Below are 22,354 nucleotides of genomic sequence, written 5' to 3'. Positions count from 1 at the left end.
GTTCGTTCCTTCCTCCTTTGAACACCGACACCCTACACGAGCGGCGGCGGGAGGGGCGGGCCATCCATAAAGGGGGGGTGCCTTTGTGTACACCCCCCGATGCACCCCCCGTACACCCCCTGACGCATATGCAGGGAGAAGGACGGGCAAGAGAGGCCCCCGACGGGTTGCGCCGGGGGTCAGGTTCTTTTCGAGTATTTTGACCAAGAAGATGGGATCAGAGGTCGGGGTAGAGCGGGAAGCGGGCGCAGAGCTGAGCCACTTCGGCCTTCACTTTCTCTTCCACGTCTCCATTCCCGTCCTCGCCATTGGCGGCCAGCCCGTCGACAACCTCGATGATCCAGTCGGCGATCTGGCGGAACTCCTCCTCGCCGAAGCCGCGCGTGGTTCCGGCGGGCGAGCCGAGGCGGATGCCGCTGGTCACGGTGGGTTTCTCGGGGTCGAAGGGGACGCCGTTCTTGTTGCAGGTGATGTTGGCCCGGCCAAGCGCCTTTTCGGTGGCGTTGCCCTTGACGCCCTTGGGGCGCAGATCGACCAGGACGACATGGGTGTCGGTGCCATGCGTGACCGTATCGAGGCCCCCCTTGATGAGCTGATCGGAGAGCGCCTGCGCATTGGTGATGACCTGGGCGGCGTAATCCTTGAACTCGGGGCGCAGCGCCTCGCCGAAGGCCACGGCCTTGGCGGCGATGACGTGCATCAGCGGACCGCCCTGGATGCCGGGGAAGATGGCGGAGTTGACCTTTTTCGCGATGGCCTCGTCATTGGTGAGGATCATGCCGCCGCGGGGGCCGCGCAGGGTCTTGTGCGTGGTCGTCGTCGCGACATGGGCGTGCGGGAAGGGCGAGGGGTGCAGACCGGCCGCGACCAGCCCCGCGAAATGGGCCATGTCGACATGCAGATAGGCCCCGACCATATCCGCGATTTCGCGCATCCGGGCAAAGTCGATCTGGCGCGGAATGGCCGAGCCGCCCGCGATGATCAGCTTGGGCTGGTGCTCCTTCGCCAATTCCTCGACCTGGTCGTAATCCAGCATGTTGTCTTGCTTGCGCACGCCGTATTGCACCGCGTTGAACCATTTGCCGGACTGGTTGGGTTTCGCCCCGTGGGTCAGGTGGCCGCCTGCATCGAGGCTCATCCCCAGGATGTTGTCGCCGGGCTGGATCAGCGCGGTGAAGACGCCCTGGTTGGCCTGGCTGCCGGAATTGGGCTGCACATTGGCGAAATCGCAGCCGAAAAGCTCCTTGGCGCGGTCGATGGCGAGGGTTTCGGCGATGTCGACATATTCGCAGCCGCCATAGTAGCGCCGACCGGGATAGCCTTCGGCGTATTTGTTGGTCATGACCGACCCCTGGGCCTCCATCACGGCGCGGCTGACGATGTTCTCGGAGGCGATCAGTTCGATCTCGTCGCGCTGGCGGCCAAGCTCGGAGCGGATGGCGCGTGAGATCTCCGCATCGCGGGCCTCCAGGCTGTCGGTGAAGAAACCGGGGGAACGGTGGGCTGCGGTCATGGGCTCTACTCCCTCTCTGGGGTCCGGGGTTGCGCAAGATGAGTGCGCCATAGCGCTTGCGCGGGCGGGGTGAAAGCCCTCAAAGCGCCGCTTTGAAGACCGCAACCGTCCTTTGATCGGAATTTCGAGCGGGACTATTGCCCTAATCAGGGATTGAGTTTCGCCGCTGGCCGGGTGAACACTGGACGCTCATGAACGCCGGAGGCGCGATGCCCGCTGCCCGTAACATCTGTTTCCTCGCCTCGGACGCGCCCATTGCGGCGGAGGCGCAGGCGCGGCTGGCGGCGCGGTTCGGCCATTACCCGCCCGAGGAGGCCGACGTAATCGTCGCACTTGGCGGCGATGGCTTCATGCTGTCGACGCTGCATGGCACCCAGGAGATCGAGGCCCCCGTCTATGGCATGAACCGGGGCACGGTCGGGTTCCTGATGAACGAATATTCCGAGGACGGGCTGATCGACCGGCTTGAGGCGGCAGAGGAGGCGGTGATCAACCCGCTGCACATGGTCGCCACGCAACGCGACGGCACCGTGACCGAGGCGCTGGCGATCAACGAAGTGAGCCTCTTGCGCGCGGGGCCGCAGGCCGCACAGCTGCGGATTTTCGTCGACGGGCGGATGCGCATGGCCGAACTGGTCTGCGACGGGGCGCTGGTGGCGACGCCTGCCGGGTCCACCGCCTATAACTATTCCGCGCATGGCCCGATCCTGCCCATCGGCGCGGATGTGCTGACGCTGACGGCGATGGCGGCGTTCCGGCCCCGGCGCTGGCGCGGGGCGCTGCTGCCCAAGGATGCGGTGGTGCGCTTCGACGTGATCAATGCCGAAAAGCGCCCGGTGCGCGCCGATGCCGACAGCCGGTCGGTCGAGGATGTGGTCTCGGTCGAGATCCGGTCCGAGCCGAGCGTCGCGCATCGCATCCTGTTCGATCCCGGCCACGGGCTGGAGGAGCGGTTGATCAGCGAGCAATTCACATGAGCGGCCCGCGACGTTGCACCGCGTTTGGGCGTGCGAGAAAAATAGTTTAGTGCTAAACTAAACCAGAGGGAGGTCCGGTGATGGATAAGGAAGAACGCGAGACATTGCGCCAGGGCGCGCTGGATTATCACGAGTTTCCGCGCCCCGGAAAGCTGGAGATCCGCGCCACCAAGCCGATGGCCAATGGCCGCGATCTGGCCCGCGCCTACAGCCCCGGCGTGGCGGAGGCCTGCCTTGAAATCAAGAACGACCCCGCCGATGCCGCCCGCTACACCGCGCGCGGCAACCTGGTGGCCGTGGTCTCGAACGGGACGGCGGTGTTGGGGCTTGGCAATATCGGCGCGCTGGCCTCGAAGCCGGTGATGGAGGGCAAGGCGGTCCTGTTCAAGAAATTTGCCAATATCGACTGTTTCGATATCGAGGTGAATGAAAGCGACCCCGAAAAGCTGGCCGATATCGTCTGCGCGCTGGAGCCGACCTTTGGCGCGATCAACCTGGAGGACATCAAGGCCCCGGATTGTTTTATCGTTGAACAAATCTGCCGCGAGCGCATGGGCATTCCGGTCTTTCACGACGACCAGCACGGCACCGCCATCGTGGTGGGGGCGGCGGCGACCAATGCGCTGCATGTCGCGGGCAAGGAATGGGCCGATATCAAGGTGGTCTCGACGGGGGGCGGGGCGGCGGGGATCGCCTGCCTCAACATGCTGCTGAAACTGGGCGTGAAACGCGAGAACGTGTGGCTGTGCGATATTCACGGGCTGGTCCATGAGGGCCGGACCGAGGATATGAACCCGCAGAAGGCGGCCTTTGCACAGGCCAGCGACAAGCGCACGCTGGACGAGGTGATCGACGGGGCGGACCTGTTCCTGGGGCTGTCGGGGCCCGGCGTGCTGAAGCCCGAGATGGTGGCGAGGATGTGCGCGCAACCGATCATCTTCGCGCTGGCCAATCCGAACCCGGAAATCACGCCCGACGATGTGCGCAGCGTGGCGCCGGATGCCATTATCGCGACGGGGCGCAGCGATTTTCCCAATCAGGTCAACAACGTGCTGTGTTTCCCCTTCATCTTCCGCGGCGCGCTGGATGTGGGCGCGACCGAGATCAACGACGCGATGCAGATCGGCTGTGTCGAGGGGATCGCGGAACTGGCGCGCCAGACCACCAGCGCCGAGGCCGCCGCCGCCTATCAGGGCGAGAAGCTGACCTTCGGGCCGGATTACCTGATCCCCAAACCCTTCGACCCGCGCCTGATCGGGGTCGTGGCCAGCGCCGTGGCCAAGGCCGCGATGGAAAGCGGGGTCGCGGCGCGGCCCCTGGAGGATCTGGACGCCTACCGCGCCAAGCTGGACCAGTCGGTCTATCGCTCGGCGCTGATCATGCGGCCCGTGTTCGAGGCGGCCTCGACCGCGACGCGGCGCATCGTCTTTGCCGAGGGCGAGGATGAGCGCGTGCTGCGCGTGGCGCAGGCGATGGTGCAGGAGATGACCGATATTCCGACCCTGATTGGCCGCCCCGAAGTGGTGCAGAGCCGGATCGAGCGGGCGGGCCTCAAGATCAAGCCGGACCGGGATTTCGACCTGATCAACCCCGAAAGCGATGCCCGATACCGCGATTACTGGCAGAGCTACCTGGAGAAGATGCAGCGCAACGGGGTCACGCCGGACCTGGCGCGCGCCATCCTGCGCACCAACACCACCGCCATCGGCGCGGTCGCGGTCTATCGCGGCGATGCCGACAGCCTGATCTGCGGCACCTTCGGGCAATATCTGTGGCACCTGAACTATATCAGCCAGCTTCTGGGCAACACCGATGGGCTGCACCCGGTCGGGGCGCTGAGCCTGATGATCATGGAGGACGGGCCGCTGTTCATCGCCGATACGCATGTCCACGCGATGCCCACGCCCGAGCAGATCGTCGAGACCGTGATCGGGACCGCGCGGCATGTGCGCCGGTTCGGGGTCGAGCCGAAAGTGGCGATCTGTTCCAGCTCGCAGTTCGGCAACCTGGACAGCGACAGCGGCAGGCGGACCCGCGCGGCGATGCAGATCCTCGACACGATGGGGCTGGATTTCACCTATGAGGGCGAGATGCTGACCGATGCGGCGCTGGACGGGGAATTGCGCGAGCGTATCTATCCCGGCTCGCGGCTGGAGGGGGCGGCCAATTGCCTGGTCTATTCCTCGACCGATGCGGCGGGCACGGCGCGCAACATCCTCAAGGTCAAGGCGCGCGGGCTGGAGGTCGGGCCGATCCTGATGGGGATGGGCAACAAGGCGCATATCGTGACGCCCTCGATTACCGCGCGGGGATTGCTGAACATGACCGCGCTGGCGGGCACGCCCGTGCATCACTATAGCTGAGGACAGAATCAGCGGGGTTTGCATCTCTGGTGCGCAGAGTTTGCAAACCCAGGCCGTCTATTCATATCGCTCCCCTGATCCCGGTCGGTTTGCAAAATTTGCAAAGCCGATCCGGTCGTTTCTGCAAATAAATTGCGTCCTTCCGCCTCACCCGCCCGCCTGCGTGCTTGCCGTAACGTCGGGCGCTGCCTAACAACGGGGCAGGTTGGATCGGGAGGAAGATGAATGTCCTATCAGGAAGTCTATGCAGAGGCGCAGCGCGACCCGGAGGGGTTCTGGATGGGGGCCGCCGAGGCGATTGACTGGGACCGGGCCCCGTCGAAGGCGCTGTTCGCCGACAACGCCCCGCTCTACGAGTGGTTCGCCGATGGCATGGTCAACACCTGCTGGAACGCGGTCGACCGCCATGTCGAGGCCGGCCACGGCGACCGGATCGCGATCATCCATGACAGCCCCGTCACCCATTCCAAGCACGAGATCACCTATGCCGAGTTGCAGGCCCGCGTCGCCAGCCTTGCGGGCGCGCTGCGGGCCAGGGGCATAGAGAAGGGCGACCGCGTCATCATCTACATGCCGATGGTGCCCGAGGCGCTTGAGGCAATGCTGGCCTGTGCCCGATTGGGCGCGATCCATTCGGTCGTGTTCGGGGGCTTCGCGGCCAGCGAGCTGGCGGTGCGGATCGACGATTGCACGCCGAAATGTATCATCGCCGCGTCCTGCGGGTTGGAGCCGGGGCGCGTGGTGCATTACAAGCCGCTGCTCGATGGGGCCATCGAGCAGGCCAAACATAGCCCCGAGTTCTGCGTCATCTTCCAGCGCGAGCAGGAGGTGGCCCGCCTGGAAGAGGGGCGCGATTTTGACTGGCACGGGTTTCAATACGGGATCGAGAATGCCGAGTGCGTGCCGGTCGAGGGCAACCACCCGGCCTATATCCTCTATACCTCCGGCACCACGGGCGCGCCCAAGGGGGTGATCCGGCATACGGCCGGGCACCTGGTGGCGCTGAACTGGTCGATGCGCAATCTCTATGACATGAACCCCGGCGAGGTGTTCTGGGCCGCGTCCGATGTCGGCTGGGTCGTGGGCCATTCCTATATCTGCTACGCGCCGCTGGTCTTCGGCTGCACCACATTGGTGTTCGAGGGCAAGCCCGTCGGCACGCCCGATGCGGGCACCTTCTGGCGGGTGATCCAGGATCACGGGGTCAAGGCGCTTTTCACCGCGCCCACGGCCTTCCGCGCCATCAAGCGCGACGATCCGCAGGGCGCGCTGGTCGGCGATTATGACCTGTCCAGCCTGGAGACCCTGTTCCTGGCCGGTGAACGCGCCGATCCCGACACCATCGAATGGGCGCAGGACAAGCTGCGCGTGCCGGTCATCGACCATTGGTGGCAGACCGAAACCGGCTGGTGCATCGCGGGCAACCCGATGGGGATCGAGCCGCTGCCGGTCAAGCTGGGATCGCCCACCGTGCCGATGCCGGGCTATGACGTGCGCATCCTGGACGAGGGCGGGCACGAGGTGCCGCGCGGCGAGTTGGGGGCGATTGCCATCAAGCTGCCGCTGCCGCCGGGATGCCTGCCGAACCTGTGGAATGCCGAGGCGCGCTATCGCAAATCCTACCTGGAGCATTTCCCCGGCTATTACGAGACCGGCGATGCGGGCTACAGGGACGAGGATGGCTACCTCTTCATCATGGCGCGCACCGATGACGTGATCAACGTGGCCGGGCACCGCCTGTCCACCGGCGGCATGGAGGAGGTTCTTGCCAGCCACCCGGATGTGGCCGAATGCGCCGTGATCGGCGTAGCCGACCCGCTCAAGGGGCAGATGCCGATGGGGTTCCTGTGCCTCAACTCGGGCGTGGAGCGGTCCGAGGCCGATGTGGTCGCCGATTGCGTCCGTCTGGTGCGCGAGCGCATCGGCCCGGTGGCGGCCTTCAAGCTGGCCTGCGTGGTCAGCCGCCTGCCCAAGACGCGCTCGGGCAAGATCCTGCGCGCCACCATGGTCAAGATCGCCGATGGGGAAGACTTCAAGCTGCCCGCCACCATCGACGATCCGGCCATCCTGGATGAGATCGCTGAGGCGCTGAAGGGGCTCGGCTACCCGCGTTAAGGCGGGAATTGCTCTGTTTCCTGCCTCGCGCCGCGCTCGGTGCTTCCGGTTTTGGGCCATCTGTCCTAGGCTCTCCCCCGGGGTAACGGAAGGGGACCACGGGCAGTGACGGCACGGCGGGAGGGAAACGCGGCGGAGGACCGGGCGCAGATTCGGGCGGTGCGGGCGGCGATCAAGCTTTACAGTCACGATATCCGCGCCGCGGTGTCGGACGTGATCGGCGGGCTGCGCCTGATCGACCGCGCCCGGCTGGACAGCGATACCCAGGACCAGGTCGAGCGGGTCCAGATCGCCGGCGAGGCGCTGGCCGAACTGGTCGATGCGGCGCTTCTGGAACTGGATGGCCGGGCGGATGAAAGCGCGGTTGATCAGGTGTTCGATTTCCGCAGCTTCCTGGCCGGGGTCGAAATGCGCTGGTCGGGGCGGGCGCGCGAACAGGGGCTGACCTTTCGGCTGGACGTGGACCGGGACGTGCCCGAGCGGGTCAGCGTGGCGCGGATCAAGCTGGACCGGATCCTGGGCAACCTGATTGCCAATGCGCTGAAATTCACCGATCAGGGCCGGGTCACGCTGAAGGTGGCATGCCGCGACGATCAGCTGGAGTTTTCCGTGCGCGACCAGGGGCCGGGGTTCTCGAACACCGCGCTGGAGCGGCTCTTTACCCCCGATGGCCGCCCGCAGGATGCGACGCGCCCCGGCACCGGGTTGGGCTTGCATATCTCCAAGGACCTGGCCGACAGCCTGGGGGCGGAGCTGACCGTCATCAACCTGGCCGGTCACGGGGCGGAAGTGCGCCTGCGCCTGCCGCCCGAGGGCTGGAAACCGGATGAGGCGGAGCCGGTGCTGCCGGACCTCTCGGATCTCAGCGTGCTGGTGGCCGAGGATAACGAGACCAACCAGATCATCGTGCGCCAGATGCTGGAGCGGATGGGCGCGCGGATGCGGCTGGCGCGCGACGGGGTCGAGGCGCTGGCCGCGCTCAAGGTGGACCGGTTCGACATCGCGCTGCTGGATATCGAGATGCCGCGCATGACCGGGATCGAGGTGATGCGCGACCTGCGCGCGCGCGGCGCGGTGCCCGAGACGCCGCTGGTGGCGCTGACCGCCTATATCCTGCGCGACAACCGCGAGGCGATCTATGCCGCAGGGGCCGATGGCGTCATCGCCAAGCCGATCCGCTCGATCCAGGATTTCGGGCAGGCGATCCGGCGTCATGTCGATCGCAGCGGCGATGGCCCCGCCCCGGTGCCCGACCCCGAGGTGACGCAACGCATCGGGCAGCTGGACCGCAACCGTTTCGACGCGATCTTGCAGGCGGCGGGCCCCGACGGGCGAGAGGAGTTCCTGCGCCATCTGCTGGCCGATCTGCGATCCGTCGCCCGTCTGCTGCACGCGGGCGTGGAGGGGCGCGATGCGGGCCTGGTGCGCGCGCAGACGCATATCCTGATCTCGCTGGCCGGTGCCGTCGGCGCGGACCGGTTGCAGGGGCTGGCGGAATCGCTGAATGCCACCGCGCATCGCGGGCGGCTGGAGGAGGCACCGACGCTGGTCGCGACCTGCCGGCAGGCGCTGGCCATCCTGATCGAGCAGGTCGAGCGCCGCGCCGCCCGCGAGGCGTGAGCGCCCCTTGCAACCCGGCGGGGCAACGCCCAAACTGGCGCGACCCGACAGCCAAGGAGCGACAGGCAGATGTCATTGCTGGAAGCCGCAAAATCCGTGCGCGAGCGCGCCTATGCGCCCTATTCCAACTTCAAGGTGGGCGCCGCGATCCGCAGTATCGAGGGCAATACGCATCTCGGCTGCAACGTCGAAAACGTGGCCTACCCGGAAGGCACCTGCGCCGAGGCCGGGGCCATCGCGGCGATGATCGCGGCGGGTGACACGGGCATCGCCGAGGTGACGGTGATCGCCGACAGCCCCGCGCCGGTGCCGCCCTGTGGCGGGTGCCGCCAGAAGCTCAAGGAATTCGCGCAAGGGGATGTGATGGTGACCATGGCCACGACGCGCGGCGCGACATTGTCGATGACGGTGGCGGAGCTGCTGCCGGGGGCCTTCGGCGCGGGCCATATGGAAGGGACGTGAGCCGATGGATGCGCGCGAGATACTGGCGCGGCTGCGCGACGGGAAGGGGCTGACGCCCGAGCAATATCAATGGTTTGCGCAGGGGCTGGCCGATGAGACGGTCTCTGACGCGCAGGCCGGGGCCTTTGCCATGGCGATCTGCACGCGGGCCATCGGGCGCGAGGGCCGGGTGCATCTGACCCATGCCATGCGCGATACCGGAGAGGTGCTGCAGTGGAACCTGTCCGGGCCCGTGCTGGACAAGCATTCCACCGGCGGGGTGGGCGACACCGTGTCGCTGCCGCTGGCCCCGGCGCTGGCGGCCTGCGGGGCCTATGTGCCGATGCTTTCGGGGCGCGGCCTGGGCCATACCGGCGGCACGCTGGACAAGATGGAGGCGATTCCGGGCTACCGCGCCATCGTCGGCAATGACGAGGTGGCCCGCGTCGTGGGCGAGGTGGGCTGCGCCATCGTCGGCGCGTCGGGCCAGATCGCGCCTGCCGACAAGCGGCTCTATGGCGTGCGCGACGTGACTTCGACGGTGGAAAGCATCGACCTGATCACCGCCTCGATCCTGTCCAAGAAGCTGAGCGAGGGGCTGGACGGGCTGGTGCTGGACGTCAAGACCGGCACGGGCGCGTTCATGGCCGATCCGGGCGAGGCGCTGAAACTGGCGCAATCGCTGGTCGACACGGCGCAGGGGGCGGGGTGCAGATGCTCGGCCCTGATCACCGATATGAGCCAGCCCGCCGCGCGGTCGGCCGGCAACGCGCTGGAGGTGATCGAGGCGATGGAGCTTTTGACGGGCAGCGGCGGCTCGGACCGGCTGCGCCGGTTGACGCTGTCGCTTGGCGGCGAGTTGCTGGCGCTTGGCGGGCTGGCCGAGGATGCGGCGGAGGGCGAGGCGAAGATCAACGACGCGCTTAATTCAGGCGCGGCGGCGGAGCGTTTCGGCAGAATGGTGGCAGCGCTTGGCGGGCCGTCCGATTTCGTCAGCCGCTGGCGGGACCGCTTGCCATCCTCGCCGGTGGTGGCCGAGGTCTTCCCGCGCGATCCCGGCACGGTGGCGGCTATCGACACGCGCGCCCTGGGCGAGATCGTGGTGCATCTGGGCGGCGGGCGGCTGGTGCAATCCGACAAGCTGGATCATGGTGTCGGCCTGTCCGACATTGCCGGGATTGGCGACACGGTGGACACACAGCGCCCGCTGGCGCGCATCCATGCCGCCAGCGAGGAGGCGGCGAGAGAGGCGGCGGAGGCGCTGCACCGGGCCTATACGCTTGGGGCGCCTCGTGGCTCTGGCCCCGATCTTATACAGGAAAGGATTGGCTGATGGCGCGCGCGTTCCTGGTGGTGCTGGACAGCATGGGCTGCGGCGGTGCGCCCGATGCGGACCAGTTCTTCAACGGCGACCGGCCCGATACCGGGGCCAACACGCTGGCCCATATCGCGGCGGCCTGCGCCGAGGGGCGCGCGGAGGACGGGCGCAGCGGGCCATTGTCGATGCCGCATCTGGGGGGCCTCGGGCTAGGGGCGGCGGTGCGGCTGGCCTCGGGCGAGGCCGCGCCGGGGATCGACCCGGAGGCGCGCGGGTTATGGGGGGCGGCGACGGAAGTGTCGCGCGGCAAGGACACGCCGTCGGGCCATTGGGAACTGGCCGGCGTGCCGGTGCCCTGGGACTGGACCTATTTCCCCGATGAGCAGCCCGCCTTTCCCGATGATCTTGTAGAAGAGGTGAAGCGGATTGCCGGTGTGGGTGGCATCCTGGGCAATCGCCACGCGCCGGGCACCGCCATCATCGAGGCCGAGGGCGAACGCCATCAGGAAACCGGCTGGCCCATCTGCTACACCTCCGCCGACAGCGTCTTCCAGATCGCCGCGCATGAGGAAAGCTTCGGGTTGGACCGGCTCTATGATCTTTGTGAAACGCTTGCCCCGACGCTGCACAAGATGCGCGTGGGCCGGGTGATCGCGCGGCCCTTCATCGGCGAGGCAGGCGATTATACCCGCACGCCCAACCGGCATGACTACGCCATTGCGCCGCCCGCGCCGACGCTCTGCGACTGGGTGCAGCGGGCGGGACGGTCTGTTCAGGCTGTGGGCAAGATCGGCGACATCTTCTCGATGCGCGGTATCGACGAGGTGCGCAAGGGGCCGGATGAGGTGTTGATGGGGCATCTCTCAGATCTGGTGGACGAGGCCCCGGAGGGCGGGCTGGTCTTCGCCAATTTCGTCGAGTTCGACAGTGTCTATGGTCATCGCCGCGACATCTCGGGCTATGCGCGGCACCTGGAATGGTTCGACCGCTGTATCGGCCCGATCCTGGCGCGGCTGCGGGGTGACGATTTGATGGTCTTCACCGCCGATCACGGCAATGACCCAAGCTGGACCGGGACGGATCATACCCGCGAGCGGGTTCCGGTGGTTGCGGCTGGTCCCTATAGAGGGCAGATCGGCCAATGCGCCTTTGCCGATGTGGCCGCCAGCGTGGCGGCGCATCTGGGCGTGACGGCTGAAGGACCGGGACGGAGTTTTCTATGACACCCAAGATCGAGTTGCACCTGCATCTGGAGGGCGCGGCCCCGCCCGATTTCATCCGCGCGATGGCGAAGGAGAAATCGGTCGATCTGAGCCGGATTTTTGACGCCGATGGCGGCTATGCCTATCGCGATTTCAACCATTTCCTCAGCGTCTACGAGGCGGCGACTTCCGTGCTGACAAGCCCCGAGGATTACGCCCGCCTGACCGCGGCGGTGCTGGAGGAAAGCGCGGCGCAGGGCGTGGTTTACACCGAGAGCTTCATCTCGCCCGATTTCTGCGGGGGTGGCGATCTTGGGGCGTGGCGGGAGTATCTGCACGCTATCGGAGAGGCGGCGGATCGGGCCGAGGCGGCGCATGGCATCACCCTGCGCGCCTGCATCACGCCCATTCGCCATTTCGGCCCGGACCGCGCCAAGCCGATCGCGTGCTGCGCGGCCGAGACTGTTGGCGATTTCGTCACCGGGTTCGGCCTTGCGGGCGACGAGATGGCGGGCAAGCCGGGCGATTTCGCCTACGCCTTCGACATGGCGCGCGAGGCGGGGCTGCGGCTGACCTGTCACGCTGGCGAATGGGGCGGGGCGGCCTCGGTGCGCGACGCGGTCCGCGACCTGCGGGTTGAGCGGATCGGCCACGGCGTGCAGGCCATCGAGGATCCGGGCCTGGTCGATCAACTGGCCGAGGACGGCATCACGCTGGAATGCTGTCCGGGGTCGAATGTCTTCCTGGGGGTCTTCCCGTCGTGGAAGGCACATCCCATCGAGAAGCTGCGCCAAAAAGGCGTCAAGGTCACGGTCTCGACCGACGACCCGCCGTTTTTCCACACCACGATGACGCGCGAATACGAGATGCTTGCGGAGACCTTCGGATGGGACGAGGAGGTCTTCGCCGAGGTCACCCGAAACGCGCTGGACGCGGCCTTTTGCGATGCCGATACCCGCGCCAAGATTGCCAAGAAACTGGAGCCTGCCGCATGACCGATCACCTGACCGTCGTTGACCACCCGCTGGTACAGCACAAGCTGAGCCTGATGCGCGAGGAGGGCACCTCGACCGCCGTGTTCCGCCAGCTTCTGCGCGAAATCAGCCAGCTTCTGGCCTATGAGGTGACGCGCAACCTGCCGATGACGACCAAGCGCATCACCACGCCGATGCAGGAGATGGACGCGCCGGTTCTGGCGGGGCGCAAGCTGGCGCTGGTCTCGATCCTGCGGGCGGGCAACGGGCTGCTCGATGGGATGCTGGAACTGATCCCCTCGGCCCGTGTGGGTTTCGTCGGGCTCTACCGCGACGAGGAGACGCTGCAACCGGTGCAATACTACTTCAAGGTGCCGACGGAATTACAGGATCGGCTGGTCATCGCGGTCGATCCGATGCTGGCCACGGGCAATTCCTCCGTCGCCGCCATCGACCTGTTGAAACAGGCCGGCGCCACCGATATCCGCTTTCTCTGCCTGCTGGCCGCGCCCGAGGGGGTGGCCCGCATGAAGGAGGCGCACCCGGATGTTCCCATCGTCACCGCCGCGCTGGATAGCCATCTGAACGACAAGGGATATATCGTTCCGGGACTAGGGGATGCGGGCGACCGCATGTTCGGCACCAAATAGGCCCTGCACCCTTTACGTCGCGGGCAAGCTCTGTCAGTCTTCCGGGCATAGACAATGGGGGTTGTTATGCGGATTCTTTCTTTGGTTTCGGCTTTGGCAATGGGGGCGGTCTGGGCCGCACCCGGTCTTGCGCAAAGCGTATCGCAACTGGGTGGTCCGGCGGAGACGCCACCGGCCAGCTACAGCGCCGATCAATATGTCGACAGCCGGGGCTGCGTGTTCATCCGCGCGGGCTATGGCGGGCAGGAGACCTGGGTGCCCCGCGTGAGCCGTACGCGGCAACCGCTCTGCGGCTATCAGCCGACCGGCGGCACGACGGTCGCGGCCCCGGCGGCCCCGGCAACGCCGCAGGCCCCCGCCGCCCCGGCGCGCCCCGCCGTCACGGTTGCGACAGCGCCCCAGGCCCCGGTTGCGCCCGCGCGGCCCGCGCAGACCACAGTGACAGTCCGGCCCGCCGCCACCGCGCCCGCGCCGACCACGACCACGACAGCCACCGTCGCCGCGGGGGTCTCGGGCTGCCCGAACCTTCCGGCGTCGGCGGGCCGCTACATTCAGGGGACCAACGTGCGCTGCGGGCCGCAGGCCGTTCATCCCGGCGTCGCGGCCTTTGGCGGCGGCGTCCCGGCGGGGTATGAGCCTGCCTGGGAGGATGGGCGCCTCAACCCCTATCGCGGGCTGGTCTTCGCCACGCCGCAGGGCTATGCGGCGCAGGACAGCTATTGGGAAGGCGACGTGCCGCTGACGGCCATCGACCTGATGGTGGTGATCATTCCCGAACCGGGCTATGGCACCGTCACCCGCGCCTCCAGCACGCCCGACATCGCGGCCCCCGCGCCAAGCGTGGCGGAACCGGCCGTGACGGCCCCTGTGGCAGCAGCCCCTGTGGCCCCGGCGGCCCCGGTCGCGTCCTCGCATCGCTATGTCGAGATCGCCCGCTATTCCGACCGCGCCACGGCGGATCGCGCCCGCGCGCAGCTGGCCGGGCAGGGGATGCCCACCAGCCTGGGCCAAAGCAGCAGCAGCGGGTCGCTGGTCCTGCTGGCCGGTCCCTTCGACGATGCCGCCGCGCTCAGCCGGACATTGAGCCGGGCGCATGGGCTTGGTTATTCGGGGGCGGTGACGCGCTGACGGGACCGGCACGGGGGCGGGGCCTAGCCGCCGCAGATCTCCTGCAACGCGATCCAGTCCTGATCCGACATCAGCGGCGCGCGCAGGCGGCCCCGCATGGGATCGGCCTCGATCAGGTGGAGGACGGATTCGCCTGACAGATCAAGCGCATAGGCAAAGGGCTCGGTGCTGACACCGGCCCTCTCGAACCGCTCCAGCAGGGCGGGCGTGTCGACCGGGGTGGGCGAATTGCTGAGCAGCATGGCGGCATGGTCGCGCAGGTGGCTGCGATTGATCTCGCCCGTCGTCATGAGGCGCAGGGTGGCGAAGATCCCGGCCTCGTCCAGCAGGCGGCGCATGGGCGGGCGCGTGTTGCGGCGCAGGTCTTCGGTCAAGAGGAAACCTGCCAGAACCTCGGGGCCTTCGTGATCCTCGACGAGGGAGCGGTTGACCACGATGATATTGCCCGGAAGCGCGGCGGTGCTTTGCGCCGAGGAGGGCAGCACCACGACCAGCGGCGCGCCGGGGCCGAATACGGCGGTGCTGAGCTCGCGCATGACCTGCAACCCACGGGTGCCGGAACAGGGCCGTCCGGCAAGATCGGCCATGTCGGCGAGGATGAATTGCCCGATCTCGGTGCGTTTCGCGGCAGGCAGCATGGAGGCCGTCTGCCGCACCAGCGCGTCGGGCAGCCAGACGATGCCGATCCCCAATGTGATCAGGAAGAGGAGCGCCGCCAGCCACAGGCGCAACCGGCCCGGATGCGGGCGGCGGCGTTCGATGGCGCTGCGCACCCTCTCGATGGCCTCGATCATGGTCGGTTCGGAGATTTCCAGGGTCTCGTCGGCCTCGGTATCGGGGGCGTAGAGGGCGGGGCGCTTGCCGGGATTGAGGCGGTGGATGGCAGGCAGGGACCAATGCGACAGGGCGGTATCGGTCATCGCCGAGATCACCAGCGTGGCATCGCCAAGCGACACGACGACCTCGCGGCGCTGGCTGTCCGGGGTTTCCCGCCAGAGCCCCGTGGTTTCCAGCCTCGCATATTCATTGAGCGCCGTCATGCCCGACTACCGCCTTGTTTTGCCGGGCAGATTACCCGAAGGGGGGGGAGGGGGCAAGGATGCGTGTGCGAGGGGACCGCCCCCGCCGCCGGATCGGCAGGGCGGGGGCGGTCCTTGTCGCAGGGCTCAGGCGGCGGCAACCGCGCGTTTTGCCATGACCTTGATCAGGTTGGCGCGGTAGGCGGCGCTGCCGTGGATGTCGCTCATCAGCCCGTCCGCCGAGACCTCGACCCCGTCAATGGCCGATGCGGACCAGTCCGAGGACAGCGCCGCCTCCAGCCCCTCGTGGCGGAAGACCCCATCTTCGCCCGCGCCGGTGATGGCGACACGTGCCCCGTCTGCCGTCTGCGCCACGCAGACGCCGACCAGCGCAAAGAGCGAGGCAGGCTGGCGGAACTTGGCATAGGCCGCCTTGGCGCAGGCGGGCACACGGACCGAGGTGATGATCTCATCCTCCTCTAGCGCCGTGGTGAAGAGGCCGAGGAAGAAGTCGTCGGCGGCGATCTCGCGGCTGTTGGTGACGATGGTGGCGTTGAGCGCGAGGAGCCCCGCCGGGTAACACGCCGCCGGGTCGTTATTGGCGATGGAGCCGCCGATCGTGCCCATGTGGCGCACCGCCGGATCGCCGATGCCCGCCGCCAGCCTGGCCAGGCCCGGACAGGCCGAGTTCACATCGGCGCTGGCGGCGACCTCGGCATGGGTCGTGGCCGCCCCGATGACCAGCGTGTCGCCATCCATGCGGATGCCCGAGAGGTCGGATATGCCCCGGACATCGACCAGGTCGGAAGGCGCGGCCAGGTGCTGTTTCATCGTTGCCAGCAGGGTCTGACCCCCGGCCAGGAACTTGCCATCCTCGGCCCCGGAAAGGGCGGTGATCGCCGCGTCCACGCTGTCGGGCTTGTGATATTTCGTCGGATACATGTTCAGTCCCTCCGTTACTGAGCCGCCTGCAACGCGGACCAGACCGCGTGCGGGGTTGCGGGCATGGCCAGGGTGTTGCTGCCGATGGCGTCCGTGATCGCGTTGATCACGGCAGGCGGCGAGCCGATGGCCCCCGCCTCGCCGCAGCCCTTCATGCCGAGCGGGTTGTTGGGGCAGATGGTTGAGGCGTGATGCACGTCGTAGAACGGCAGATCGGCGGCGCGCGGCATGGTGTAATCCATGTAGGAGCCGGTGATCAGCTGGCCGTCATCGTCATAGACGACCTGTTCCAGCATCGCCTGCCCGATGCCCTGCGCGATGCCGCCATGCACCTGCCCCTCGACGATCATCGGGTTGATGATGGTGCCGAAATCATCCGAGGCGGTGAAGCGCACGATCTCGGTGACGCCGGTTTCGGGGTCCACCTCGACCTCGCAGATATAGGCGCCCGCCGGGAAGGTGAAGTTGGCCGGGTCGTAGAAGGCGCTTTCCTTCAGGCCCGGTTCCATGTCGGGCGGCAGGTTATGCGCGGTGTAGGCGGAAAGGCCCACCTCGTGCCAGCCCATCGCCTTGTCGGTGCCCTTGACCTTCACCTCGCCGCCTTCGATGACGATGTCATCCTCGCTGGCCTCCAGCACATGCGCGGCGATCTTCCTGACCTTGGCCTCGACCTTGTCCATCGCCTTGACGATGGCCGACATGCCGACCGCGCCCGAGCGCGAGCCGTAGGTGCCCATGCCGAACTGCACCTTGTCGGTGTCGCCATGCACGATGGAGACGTTTTCGATCGGGATCGAGAAGCGTTCGGCCACGATCTGCGCGAATGTGGTCTCGTGCCCCTGGCCGTGGCTGTGCGAGCCGGTCAGGATCTCGATGGTGCCAACGGGGTTCACCCGCACCTCGGCGGATTCCCAGAGGCCCACACCGGCCCCGAGCGAGCCGACAGCCGCCGAGGGGGCGATGCCGCAGGCCTCGATATAGCTGGAATAGCCCAAGCCGCGCAGCTTGCCGCGTTTCGCCGCCTCTTCCTTGCGGGCGGGGAAGCCCGCGACATCGGCGGCCTCGCGCGCCTGGTCGAGGTTGGCGTCGAAATCGCCCGCGTCATAGGCCATGATCACCGGCGTCTGATGCGGGAATTCACGGACGAAATTTGCCCGGCGCAGCTCGGACGGATCCTTGCCCATCTCGCGCGCGGCGGTCTCCATCATGCGTTCGATCAGGTAGCACGCCTCGGGCCGTCCGGCCCCGCGATAGGCATCCACGGGCACCGTGTTGGTATAGACCGCGCGCACGTTGCAGTGGATGTTCTGGATGTCGTACTGCCCCGACAGCAGCGTCGCATAGAGATAGGTCGGCACCGCCGAGGAAAAGAGCGACATGTAGGCGCCGAAATTGGCGATGGTGTCGACCTTGAAGCCGGTGATCCTGCCATCCGCGTCAAAGCCCATCTTCGCTGTCGAGATATGGTCGCGGCCATGGGCGTCGGTGATGAAGGCCTCGGACCGGTCCGAGGTCCACTTGACCGAACGGTTGGTCTTCATCGAGGCCCAGAGGCAGGTGATCTCCTCGGGGTAGATGTAGATTTTCGACCCGAAACCGCCGCCCACATCGGGCGCGATCACCCGCAGCTTGTGTTCCGGCGCGACCTGGTAGAAGGCCGACAGCACCAGGCGCGCGACATGCGGGTTCTGGCTGGTGGTGTAGAGCGTGTAATGCTCCTCCGCCGCGTCATAGGTCGCGACGGCGGAACGCGGCTCCATCGGGTTGGGCGAGAGGCGGTTGTTGGTGATCTCCATTTCGGTGACATGGGCGGCCTCGGAGAGCGCCGCGTCGGTGGCGGCTTCCTCGCCGATCTCCCAGTCATAGATCAGGTTGCCGGGCGCGTTGTCGTGGATCTCGGGCGCGCCGTCTGCCAGGGCCTTCTTGGCATTGGAGACGGCGGGCAGCACCTCATAGTCCACCTCGACCGCTTCGGCGGCGATCCGGGCCAGCGCCTGGGTCTCGGCGATCACCACGGCGGCGGCGTCGCCGACATAGCGCACCTTTTCAGTGGCCAGCGCCGACCAAGCGCCCATGTTCATCGCGCTGCCATCCTTCGACGTGATGGCCCATCCGCAGATGATGTTGCCGATGCCGTCGCCGGTCAGCTGGTGGCCGTCGAGCACGTCGATGACCCCCTCCATCGCCAGGGCCGCGCTCTTGTCGATGCCCTTGATCTTCGCATGGGCATGGGGCGAGCGGACAAAGGCGGCGTAGGCCTGGTTCTCGCTGCGCACATCATCGGTATATTTGCCCTTGCCGGTGATGAACCGCTTGTCTTCCTTGCGCTTGACGCGCGCACCAATTCCCGTGGACATGGCGTGACCCTCCCTTACATCTTCGCCGCGGCGTCTTCGACGGCGCGGACAATGTTGTGATAGCCGGTGCAGCGGCAGATATTGCCCTCCAGCTCATGCCGGATCGCGTCGGTCGTCAAGTCGCGGCCCTCGGCCTTGTAGCGGTTCACCATATCGACGCCGGTCATGATCATGCCCGGCGTGCAGAAGCCGCATTGCAGCCCGTGATGGTCGGTGAAGGCCTGCTGCATCGGGTGCAGCTCGCCGTTTTGCGCGATGCCTTCGATGGTGGTCACCTCGGCCCCCTCCAGCGAGGCGGCCAGCGCCGAGCAGGATTTCACAGCGCGGCCGTTCACATGCACCACGCAGGCGCCGCATTGGCTGGTGTCGCAGCCGACATGCGTGCCGGTCAGGCGCAGATGTTCGCGCAGGTAGTCCGACAGAAGCGTCTCGTCGGGCACATCCCGGCTGACGGCCTTGCCGTTCACATTCATGGAAATCTTGGTCATCTCTTCCTCCCTGGCTTGCGGGTCTGACGCCCGCGTTATCTCGCCCGATCAGCCGTCCTCCGGCGGATCGGGATCGTTCAGATGCTGTTGGAAATTGTTGAAGAACTGGGTCGCGACCTTCTTGGCGGTGGCGTCGATCAACCGGCTTCCCAGGCGGGCCAGCTTGCCGCCGACCTGCGCCCGCGCCTCATAGCGCAGCACGGTCTCATCGCCGTCCTCCTCGAGCGTGACATCGGCGGAGCCCTTGGCGAACCCCGCGACGCCGCCCTGGCCCTCGCCCTTGATGGTGTAGCTGGCCGGGGCCTCGATATTCAAAAGCTCGATCGCGCCGTCGAATCGCGCCTTTACCGGCCCGATCTTCTGCACCACCTTGGCGGTCATCGTGGTGGGGCTGTCCTGGTGGATTTCCTCGCAGCCGGGGATGCAGACCTCCAGCACATCAACATCGTTGAGCGCGGCCCAGACCGCATCGCGCGGGGCGGCTATGCGATATTCGCCGGTCATATCCATTGGAACACCCGATCTATCCTCCCTCGTCTCCCGGCCCCGAGTTTAGAAACCCTTTGACCCAATGCAAGAAATTATGACGGCGCGGCGGAAGATGGCCGCCCCGCGCCATGGCGGGCGAAGGCCGCGCCAAGCTCGGCCAGGCTGTCCAGCGAGTGGCAGCTATGGAAGCTGTCAACCAGCGGCAGCAGCGCCTTGATGCCCGCCGCCTGCGGCGAAAACCCGTCCCATCTGAGCAGCGGGTTGAGCCAGATCAGACGCTTGCAGGATTTTGCCAGCCGCTCGGCCTCGGCCCGCAATTGCCCTACGTCGCCGCGTTCCAGCCCGTCGGTGATCAGCAGCACCACCGCGCCTTGCCCCAGAACCCGGCGCGACCAGTCGCGGTTGAAGCGGTGCAGCGCCTCGCCGATGCGGGTGCCGCCCTTCCAGTCCGAGGCTTCGCGCCCCAGATCGTCCAGCGCCATGTCGATATCGCGCAGGTGCAACGAGCGGGTGACATTGGTGAGCCTGGTGCCGAAGGTGAAGCCATGCACCTTGCCCCATCCGGCATCGGGGGCCCAGGTCAGCGCGTGCAGGAAATGCATCATCATCCGGCTGTAGACCGACATCGAGCCGGAAATATCGCAGATCACCACCAGGTTGGGCGGGCGCAGTCGCCGCTGTTTCAGGCTGAGCCGGTCGATCTCGCCGCCCTTGTGCAGGGACCGGCGCAGCATCGCCTTCACATCGGCGCGGCCGCCGCTGGAGGAGGCCCGATAGCGCCGGGTCAGGATCGGCGGGGCGGGCAGGCGCAGGGTTCGGATGGCGGTCTTCGCATCGGTCAGTTCCGCCGCGCTCATCTGTTCGAAATCCTGGCGCATCAGCGTCTCGCGGTCGGACATGCTGAACTTGGCATCGACCTCCAGCTCCTCGCGCTCGGGCGCGTCCCCCGCCCCCGGCTGATCGCCCCAGAGCCCGTCCGCGGCACGCCTTTGCGCGGGTTTCGGCGGCGGCTGGTCGGGCTGCATCACCTGCATCAGCGGCAGCATCTCGCGCACCATGCGTTCCAGGAATTCGGGGTCGCGCCAGAAAAGGGCAAAGACCTGCTCAAATGTCTCGAAATGCTCGGGGCGCGAGATCAGCGTGGCGCGCAGGGTGACGAAGAAATCGTCCTTGCGGGTGAAGCCCGCCGCCATCACCGCCTCGATCGCGTTGCGCAACTGTGCCGTTCCGACGGGCACGCCCGCCTTGCGCAGGGCACGGGTGAAGTGGACGATGTTATCGACCAGACGGCCTTCGGTATGCGGCAGCGCTTGCATGGCGGATCACGAGGCGAGACGCAGCCGCGCCTGCGCCTCGGTCAGGATGCGCATCGCCTCGGAGCCCGCGATCCGCGCGATGTCGTCCTGGTATTTCAGGAGCGCGCCGAGCGTGTCCGAGATCACATCGGGGGTGATCGCCACCGCGTCCAGCGCGATCAGGCAGCGCGCCCAGTCGATGGTTTCGGCAACGCCGGGGGTCTTGAACAGGTCTTCGCCGCGCAGGCCCTGCACGAAGGCCACGATCTCGCGCGAGAGCGTGTCCGAGCAGCCGGGGACGCGGGCGTTGAGGATGTCCACCTCACGCTCGAAATCGGGGTAGTCCACCCAATGGTAGAGGCAGCGGCGTTTCAGCGCGTCATGCACCTCACGCGTGCGGTTCGAGGTCAGCACGACGATGGGCGGGGTTTCGGCGGTGACGGTGCCCAGTTCGGGGATGGTGACCTGGAAATCCGAGAGCGCCTCCAGCAGGAAAGCCTCGAAGGGTTCATCGGTGCGGTCGACCTCGTCGATGAGCAGGACGGGCGGGCCTTCCGGATGCGGCTCCAGCGCCTGCAAGAGGGGGCGCTTGATCAGGAACGCCTCGGAAAAAAGCTCTGATTGCAGGGACTTGCGGTCGGCGGTGCCGGTCGCCTCGGCGGTCCGGATGGCGATCATCTGGGCGGTGAAATTCCATTCATAGATGGCGGAATTTGCGTCGAGGCCTTCGTAGCATTGGAGGCGGATGAGGCGGCGGCCGAGGGCGGCGGCGAGGGATTTGGCGATCTCGGTCTTGCCGGTACCGGCCTCGCCTTCGAGGAACAGGGGCTTGCCGAGGCGAAGCGCCAGGAAGGCCACCGTGGCCAGATCTCGCCCGCTGAAATAATCCTGTGTGGACAAGGACTTGATCGTCTCATCCACGCTCTGGGGAAGCCCATCCATCTGTCCGGTCCTTTCGATTGCTCGCCCCGCGCAGGAGACCATCTAAGGGGGCTGAATGTCCAGACGTGACGGGTCCGGGGGAGGGGGACGGGCGGATTCGAGGGGGGTGCTATGTGTACACCCCCATATGCACCCCCTGTGCATACGGGGGGGGGGGACACGGCGGGCTTGCATGTTAGACGCAGAGGAAGTTTGGCTACGGCTCTCCGCAAATTCATGTTGGTTTGGCAGGTTGGTTGGTGATAGCGACGCTGACAGCGCGAAATCGTATCAAGTCGCTTCCGGGAAGAGTATAGGACTATCGTTCAAGTTGACGGAGCAGGTACTTTGCATGCCGCAAAGATGGAGTCTTCTCAATCTCCTCTTTGAGCCATCCAATAGCTTTGCTGCAGTATGAAGCTGCCTCACCACCTGGAAATACTCCCGCGTACTTGAGACTTTGTTTGGACCTGTCACGCTTTCGTGCCGCCCCAGGTGCTCGTTTAAGCCACTTTCCGTTCGAAGGCGACCGGGCTTTTCCA

17 protein-coding genes and 1 pseudogene are annotated in these 22,354 nt (G+C 66.6%); 10 read left to right on the top strand and 8 right to left on the bottom strand.

The window, feature by feature from the left end; genetic code table 11:
• Window positions 1–217: 217 nt before the first annotated feature.
• Window positions 218–1,513 carry a serine hydroxymethyltransferase gene (gene glyA, locus HNS34_RS19690; protein WP_172321800.1) on the bottom strand — a complete coding sequence of 432 codons (1,296 nt, stop codon included), beginning with the start codon at window positions 1,511–1,513 and terminating at the stop codon, window positions 218–220.
• A gap of 209 nt (window positions 1,514–1,722) precedes the next feature.
• On the opposite strand from glyA, the gene HNS34_RS19685 reads away from it, so the two are divergent.
• The 10 genes and pseudogenes from HNS34_RS19685 (at window position 1,723) to HNS34_RS19640 (ending at window position 14,301) form a co-directional block, all read left to right on the top strand.
• Window positions 1,723–2,490, top strand: coding sequence for an NAD kinase (locus tag HNS34_RS19685; RefSeq protein ID WP_172321799.1), 768 nt, complete (start codon window positions 1,723–1,725; stop codon window positions 2,488–2,490).
• A gap of 80 nt (window positions 2,491–2,570) precedes the next feature.
• Window positions 2,571–4,853, top strand: a complete 2,283-nt coding sequence (locus tag HNS34_RS19680) for an NADP-dependent malic enzyme (RefSeq protein WP_172321798.1) — start codon at window positions 2,571–2,573, stop codon at window positions 4,851–4,853.
• Between the two features lie 225 nt (window positions 4,854–5,078).
• Window positions 5,079–6,968 carry a propionyl-CoA synthetase gene (locus HNS34_RS19675; RefSeq protein ID WP_172321797.1) on the top strand — a complete coding sequence of 630 codons (1,890 nt, stop codon included), beginning with the start codon at window positions 5,079–5,081 and terminating at the stop codon, window positions 6,966–6,968.
• Window positions 6,969–7,073: 105 nt separating this feature from the next.
• Entirely contained in the window at window positions 7,074–8,588 is a 1,515-nt protein-coding gene (locus HNS34_RS19670; protein ID WP_172321796.1) for a response regulator, read from the top strand.
• A gap of 66 nt (window positions 8,589–8,654) precedes the next feature.
• Window positions 8,655–9,050: pseudogene (cdd, locus tag HNS34_RS19665) on the top strand (cytidine deaminase); the annotation flags it as partial.
• Window positions 9,051–9,054: 4 nt separating this feature from the next.
• Window positions 9,055–10,362: a thymidine phosphorylase gene (locus tag HNS34_RS19660; RefSeq protein ID WP_172321794.1), complete on the top strand. Its 1,308-nt coding sequence runs from the start codon at window positions 9,055–9,057 to the stop codon at window positions 10,360–10,362.
• Window positions 10,362–11,570, top strand: coding sequence for a phosphopentomutase (locus HNS34_RS19655; RefSeq protein ID WP_172321793.1), 1,209 nt, complete (start codon window positions 10,362–10,364; stop codon window positions 11,568–11,570). Before HNS34_RS19660 ends, HNS34_RS19655 begins: the two co-directional genes overlap by 1 nt.
• Window positions 11,567–12,544, top strand: coding sequence for an adenosine deaminase (locus HNS34_RS19650; protein WP_172321792.1), 978 nt, complete (start codon window positions 11,567–11,569; stop codon window positions 12,542–12,544). Before HNS34_RS19655 ends, HNS34_RS19650 begins: the two co-directional genes overlap by 4 nt.
• On the top strand, window positions 12,541–13,173 hold the full coding sequence (upp, locus tag HNS34_RS19645; protein ID WP_172321791.1) for a uracil phosphoribosyltransferase: 633 nt from the start codon (window positions 12,541–12,543) through the stop codon (window positions 13,171–13,173). The genes HNS34_RS19650 and upp overlap by 4 nt, the downstream gene beginning before the upstream one ends.
• A 66-nt stretch (window positions 13,174–13,239) precedes the next feature.
• A complete protein-coding gene (locus HNS34_RS19640; RefSeq protein ID WP_172321790.1) occupies window positions 13,240–14,301 on the top strand; it encodes an SPOR domain-containing protein in 1,062 nt (353 codons plus the stop codon).
• Window positions 14,302–14,324: 23 nt separating this feature from the next.
• Here HNS34_RS19640 and HNS34_RS19635 read toward each other — a convergent pair whose 3' ends face one another.
• The 7 genes from HNS34_RS19635 to HNS34_RS19605 form a co-directional block, all read right to left on the bottom strand.
• Window positions 14,325–15,341, bottom strand: coding sequence for a M48 family metalloprotease (locus HNS34_RS19635; RefSeq protein WP_172321789.1), 1,017 nt, complete (start codon window positions 15,339–15,341; stop codon window positions 14,325–14,327).
• A 126-nt stretch (window positions 15,342–15,467) separates the two neighbouring features.
• On the bottom strand, window positions 15,468–16,262 hold the full coding sequence (locus HNS34_RS19630; RefSeq protein WP_172321788.1) for an FAD binding domain-containing protein: 795 nt from the start codon (window positions 16,260–16,262) through the stop codon (window positions 15,468–15,470).
• A gap of 14 nt (window positions 16,263–16,276) precedes the next feature.
• Window positions 16,277–18,619, bottom strand: a complete 2,343-nt coding sequence (locus HNS34_RS19625) for a xanthine dehydrogenase family protein molybdopterin-binding subunit (RefSeq protein WP_172321787.1) — start codon at window positions 18,617–18,619, stop codon at window positions 16,277–16,279.
• Between the two features lie 14 nt (window positions 18,620–18,633).
• Window positions 18,634–19,107 carry a (2Fe-2S)-binding protein gene (locus tag HNS34_RS19620; RefSeq protein WP_172321786.1) on the bottom strand — a complete coding sequence of 158 codons (474 nt, stop codon included), beginning with the start codon at window positions 19,105–19,107 and terminating at the stop codon, window positions 18,634–18,636.
• A 48-nt stretch (window positions 19,108–19,155) separates the two neighbouring features.
• Window positions 19,156–19,617 carry an SRPBCC family protein gene (locus tag HNS34_RS19615; protein ID WP_172321785.1) on the bottom strand — a complete coding sequence of 154 codons (462 nt, stop codon included), beginning with the start codon at window positions 19,615–19,617 and terminating at the stop codon, window positions 19,156–19,158.
• Between the two features lie 71 nt (window positions 19,618–19,688).
• A complete protein-coding gene (locus HNS34_RS19610; protein ID WP_172321784.1) occupies window positions 19,689–20,912 on the bottom strand; it encodes a vWA domain-containing protein in 1,224 nt (407 codons plus the stop codon).
• A 6-nt stretch (window positions 20,913–20,918) separates the two neighbouring features.
• Complete coding sequence (locus HNS34_RS19605) at window positions 20,919–21,833, bottom strand: AAA family ATPase (RefSeq protein ID WP_172321783.1); 915 nt, start codon at window positions 21,831–21,833, stop codon at window positions 20,919–20,921.
• Between the last annotated feature and the right edge of the window lie 521 nt (window positions 21,834–22,354).

Origin of the sequence: Alterinioella nitratireducens (assembly GCF_013155465.1) — a bacterium.
Taxonomy (GTDB): domain Bacteria; phylum Pseudomonadota; class Alphaproteobacteria; order Rhodobacterales; family Rhodobacteraceae; genus Alterinioella; species Alterinioella nitratireducens.
This window is presented reverse-complemented; position numbering and strand designations above follow the sequence as displayed.

What these genes read in the sequence shown, in the direction of transcription:
- glyA (WP_172321800.1), bottom strand. Translation starts at nt 1,513, where the DNA reads ATGACCGCAGCCCACCGTTCCCCCGGTTTCTTCACCGACAGCCTGGAG.
- HNS34_RS19685 (WP_172321799.1), top strand. Translation starts at nt 1,723, where the DNA reads ATGCCCGCTGCCCGTAACATCTGTTTCCTCGCCTCGGACGCGCCCATT.
- HNS34_RS19680 (WP_172321798.1), top strand. Translation starts at nt 2,571, where the DNA reads ATGGATAAGGAAGAACGCGAGACATTGCGCCAGGGCGCGCTGGATTAT.
- HNS34_RS19675 (WP_172321797.1), top strand. Translation starts at nt 5,079, where the DNA reads ATGTCCTATCAGGAAGTCTATGCAGAGGCGCAGCGCGACCCGGAGGGG.
- HNS34_RS19660 (WP_172321794.1), top strand. Translation starts at nt 9,055, where the DNA reads ATGGATGCGCGCGAGATACTGGCGCGGCTGCGCGACGGGAAGGGGCTG.
- HNS34_RS19655 (WP_172321793.1), top strand. Translation starts at nt 10,362, where the DNA reads ATGGCGCGCGCGTTCCTGGTGGTGCTGGACAGCATGGGCTGCGGCGGT.
- HNS34_RS19650 (WP_172321792.1), top strand. Translation starts at nt 11,567, where the DNA reads ATGACACCCAAGATCGAGTTGCACCTGCATCTGGAGGGCGCGGCCCCG.
- upp (WP_172321791.1), top strand. Translation starts at nt 12,541, where the DNA reads ATGACCGATCACCTGACCGTCGTTGACCACCCGCTGGTACAGCACAAG.
- HNS34_RS19640 (WP_172321790.1), top strand. Translation starts at nt 13,240, where the DNA reads ATGCGGATTCTTTCTTTGGTTTCGGCTTTGGCAATGGGGGCGGTCTGG.
- HNS34_RS19635 (WP_172321789.1), bottom strand. Translation starts at nt 15,341, where the DNA reads ATGACGGCGCTCAATGAATATGCGAGGCTGGAAACCACGGGGCTCTGG.
- HNS34_RS19630 (WP_172321788.1), bottom strand. Translation starts at nt 16,262, where the DNA reads ATGTATCCGACGAAATATCACAAGCCCGACAGCGTGGACGCGGCGATC.
- HNS34_RS19625 (WP_172321787.1), bottom strand. Translation starts at nt 18,619, where the DNA reads ATGTCCACGGGAATTGGTGCGCGCGTCAAGCGCAAGGAAGACAAGCGG.
- HNS34_RS19620 (WP_172321786.1), bottom strand. Translation starts at nt 19,107, where the DNA reads ATGACCAAGATTTCCATGAATGTGAACGGCAAGGCCGTCAGCCGGGAT.
- HNS34_RS19615 (WP_172321785.1), bottom strand. Translation starts at nt 19,617, where the DNA reads ATGGATATGACCGGCGAATATCGCATAGCCGCCCCGCGCGATGCGGTC.
- HNS34_RS19610 (WP_172321784.1), bottom strand. Translation starts at nt 20,912, where the DNA reads ATGCAAGCGCTGCCGCATACCGAAGGCCGTCTGGTCGATAACATCGTC.
- HNS34_RS19605 (WP_172321783.1), bottom strand. Translation starts at nt 21,833, where the DNA reads ATGGATGGGCTTCCCCAGAGCGTGGATGAGACGATCAAGTCCTTGTCC.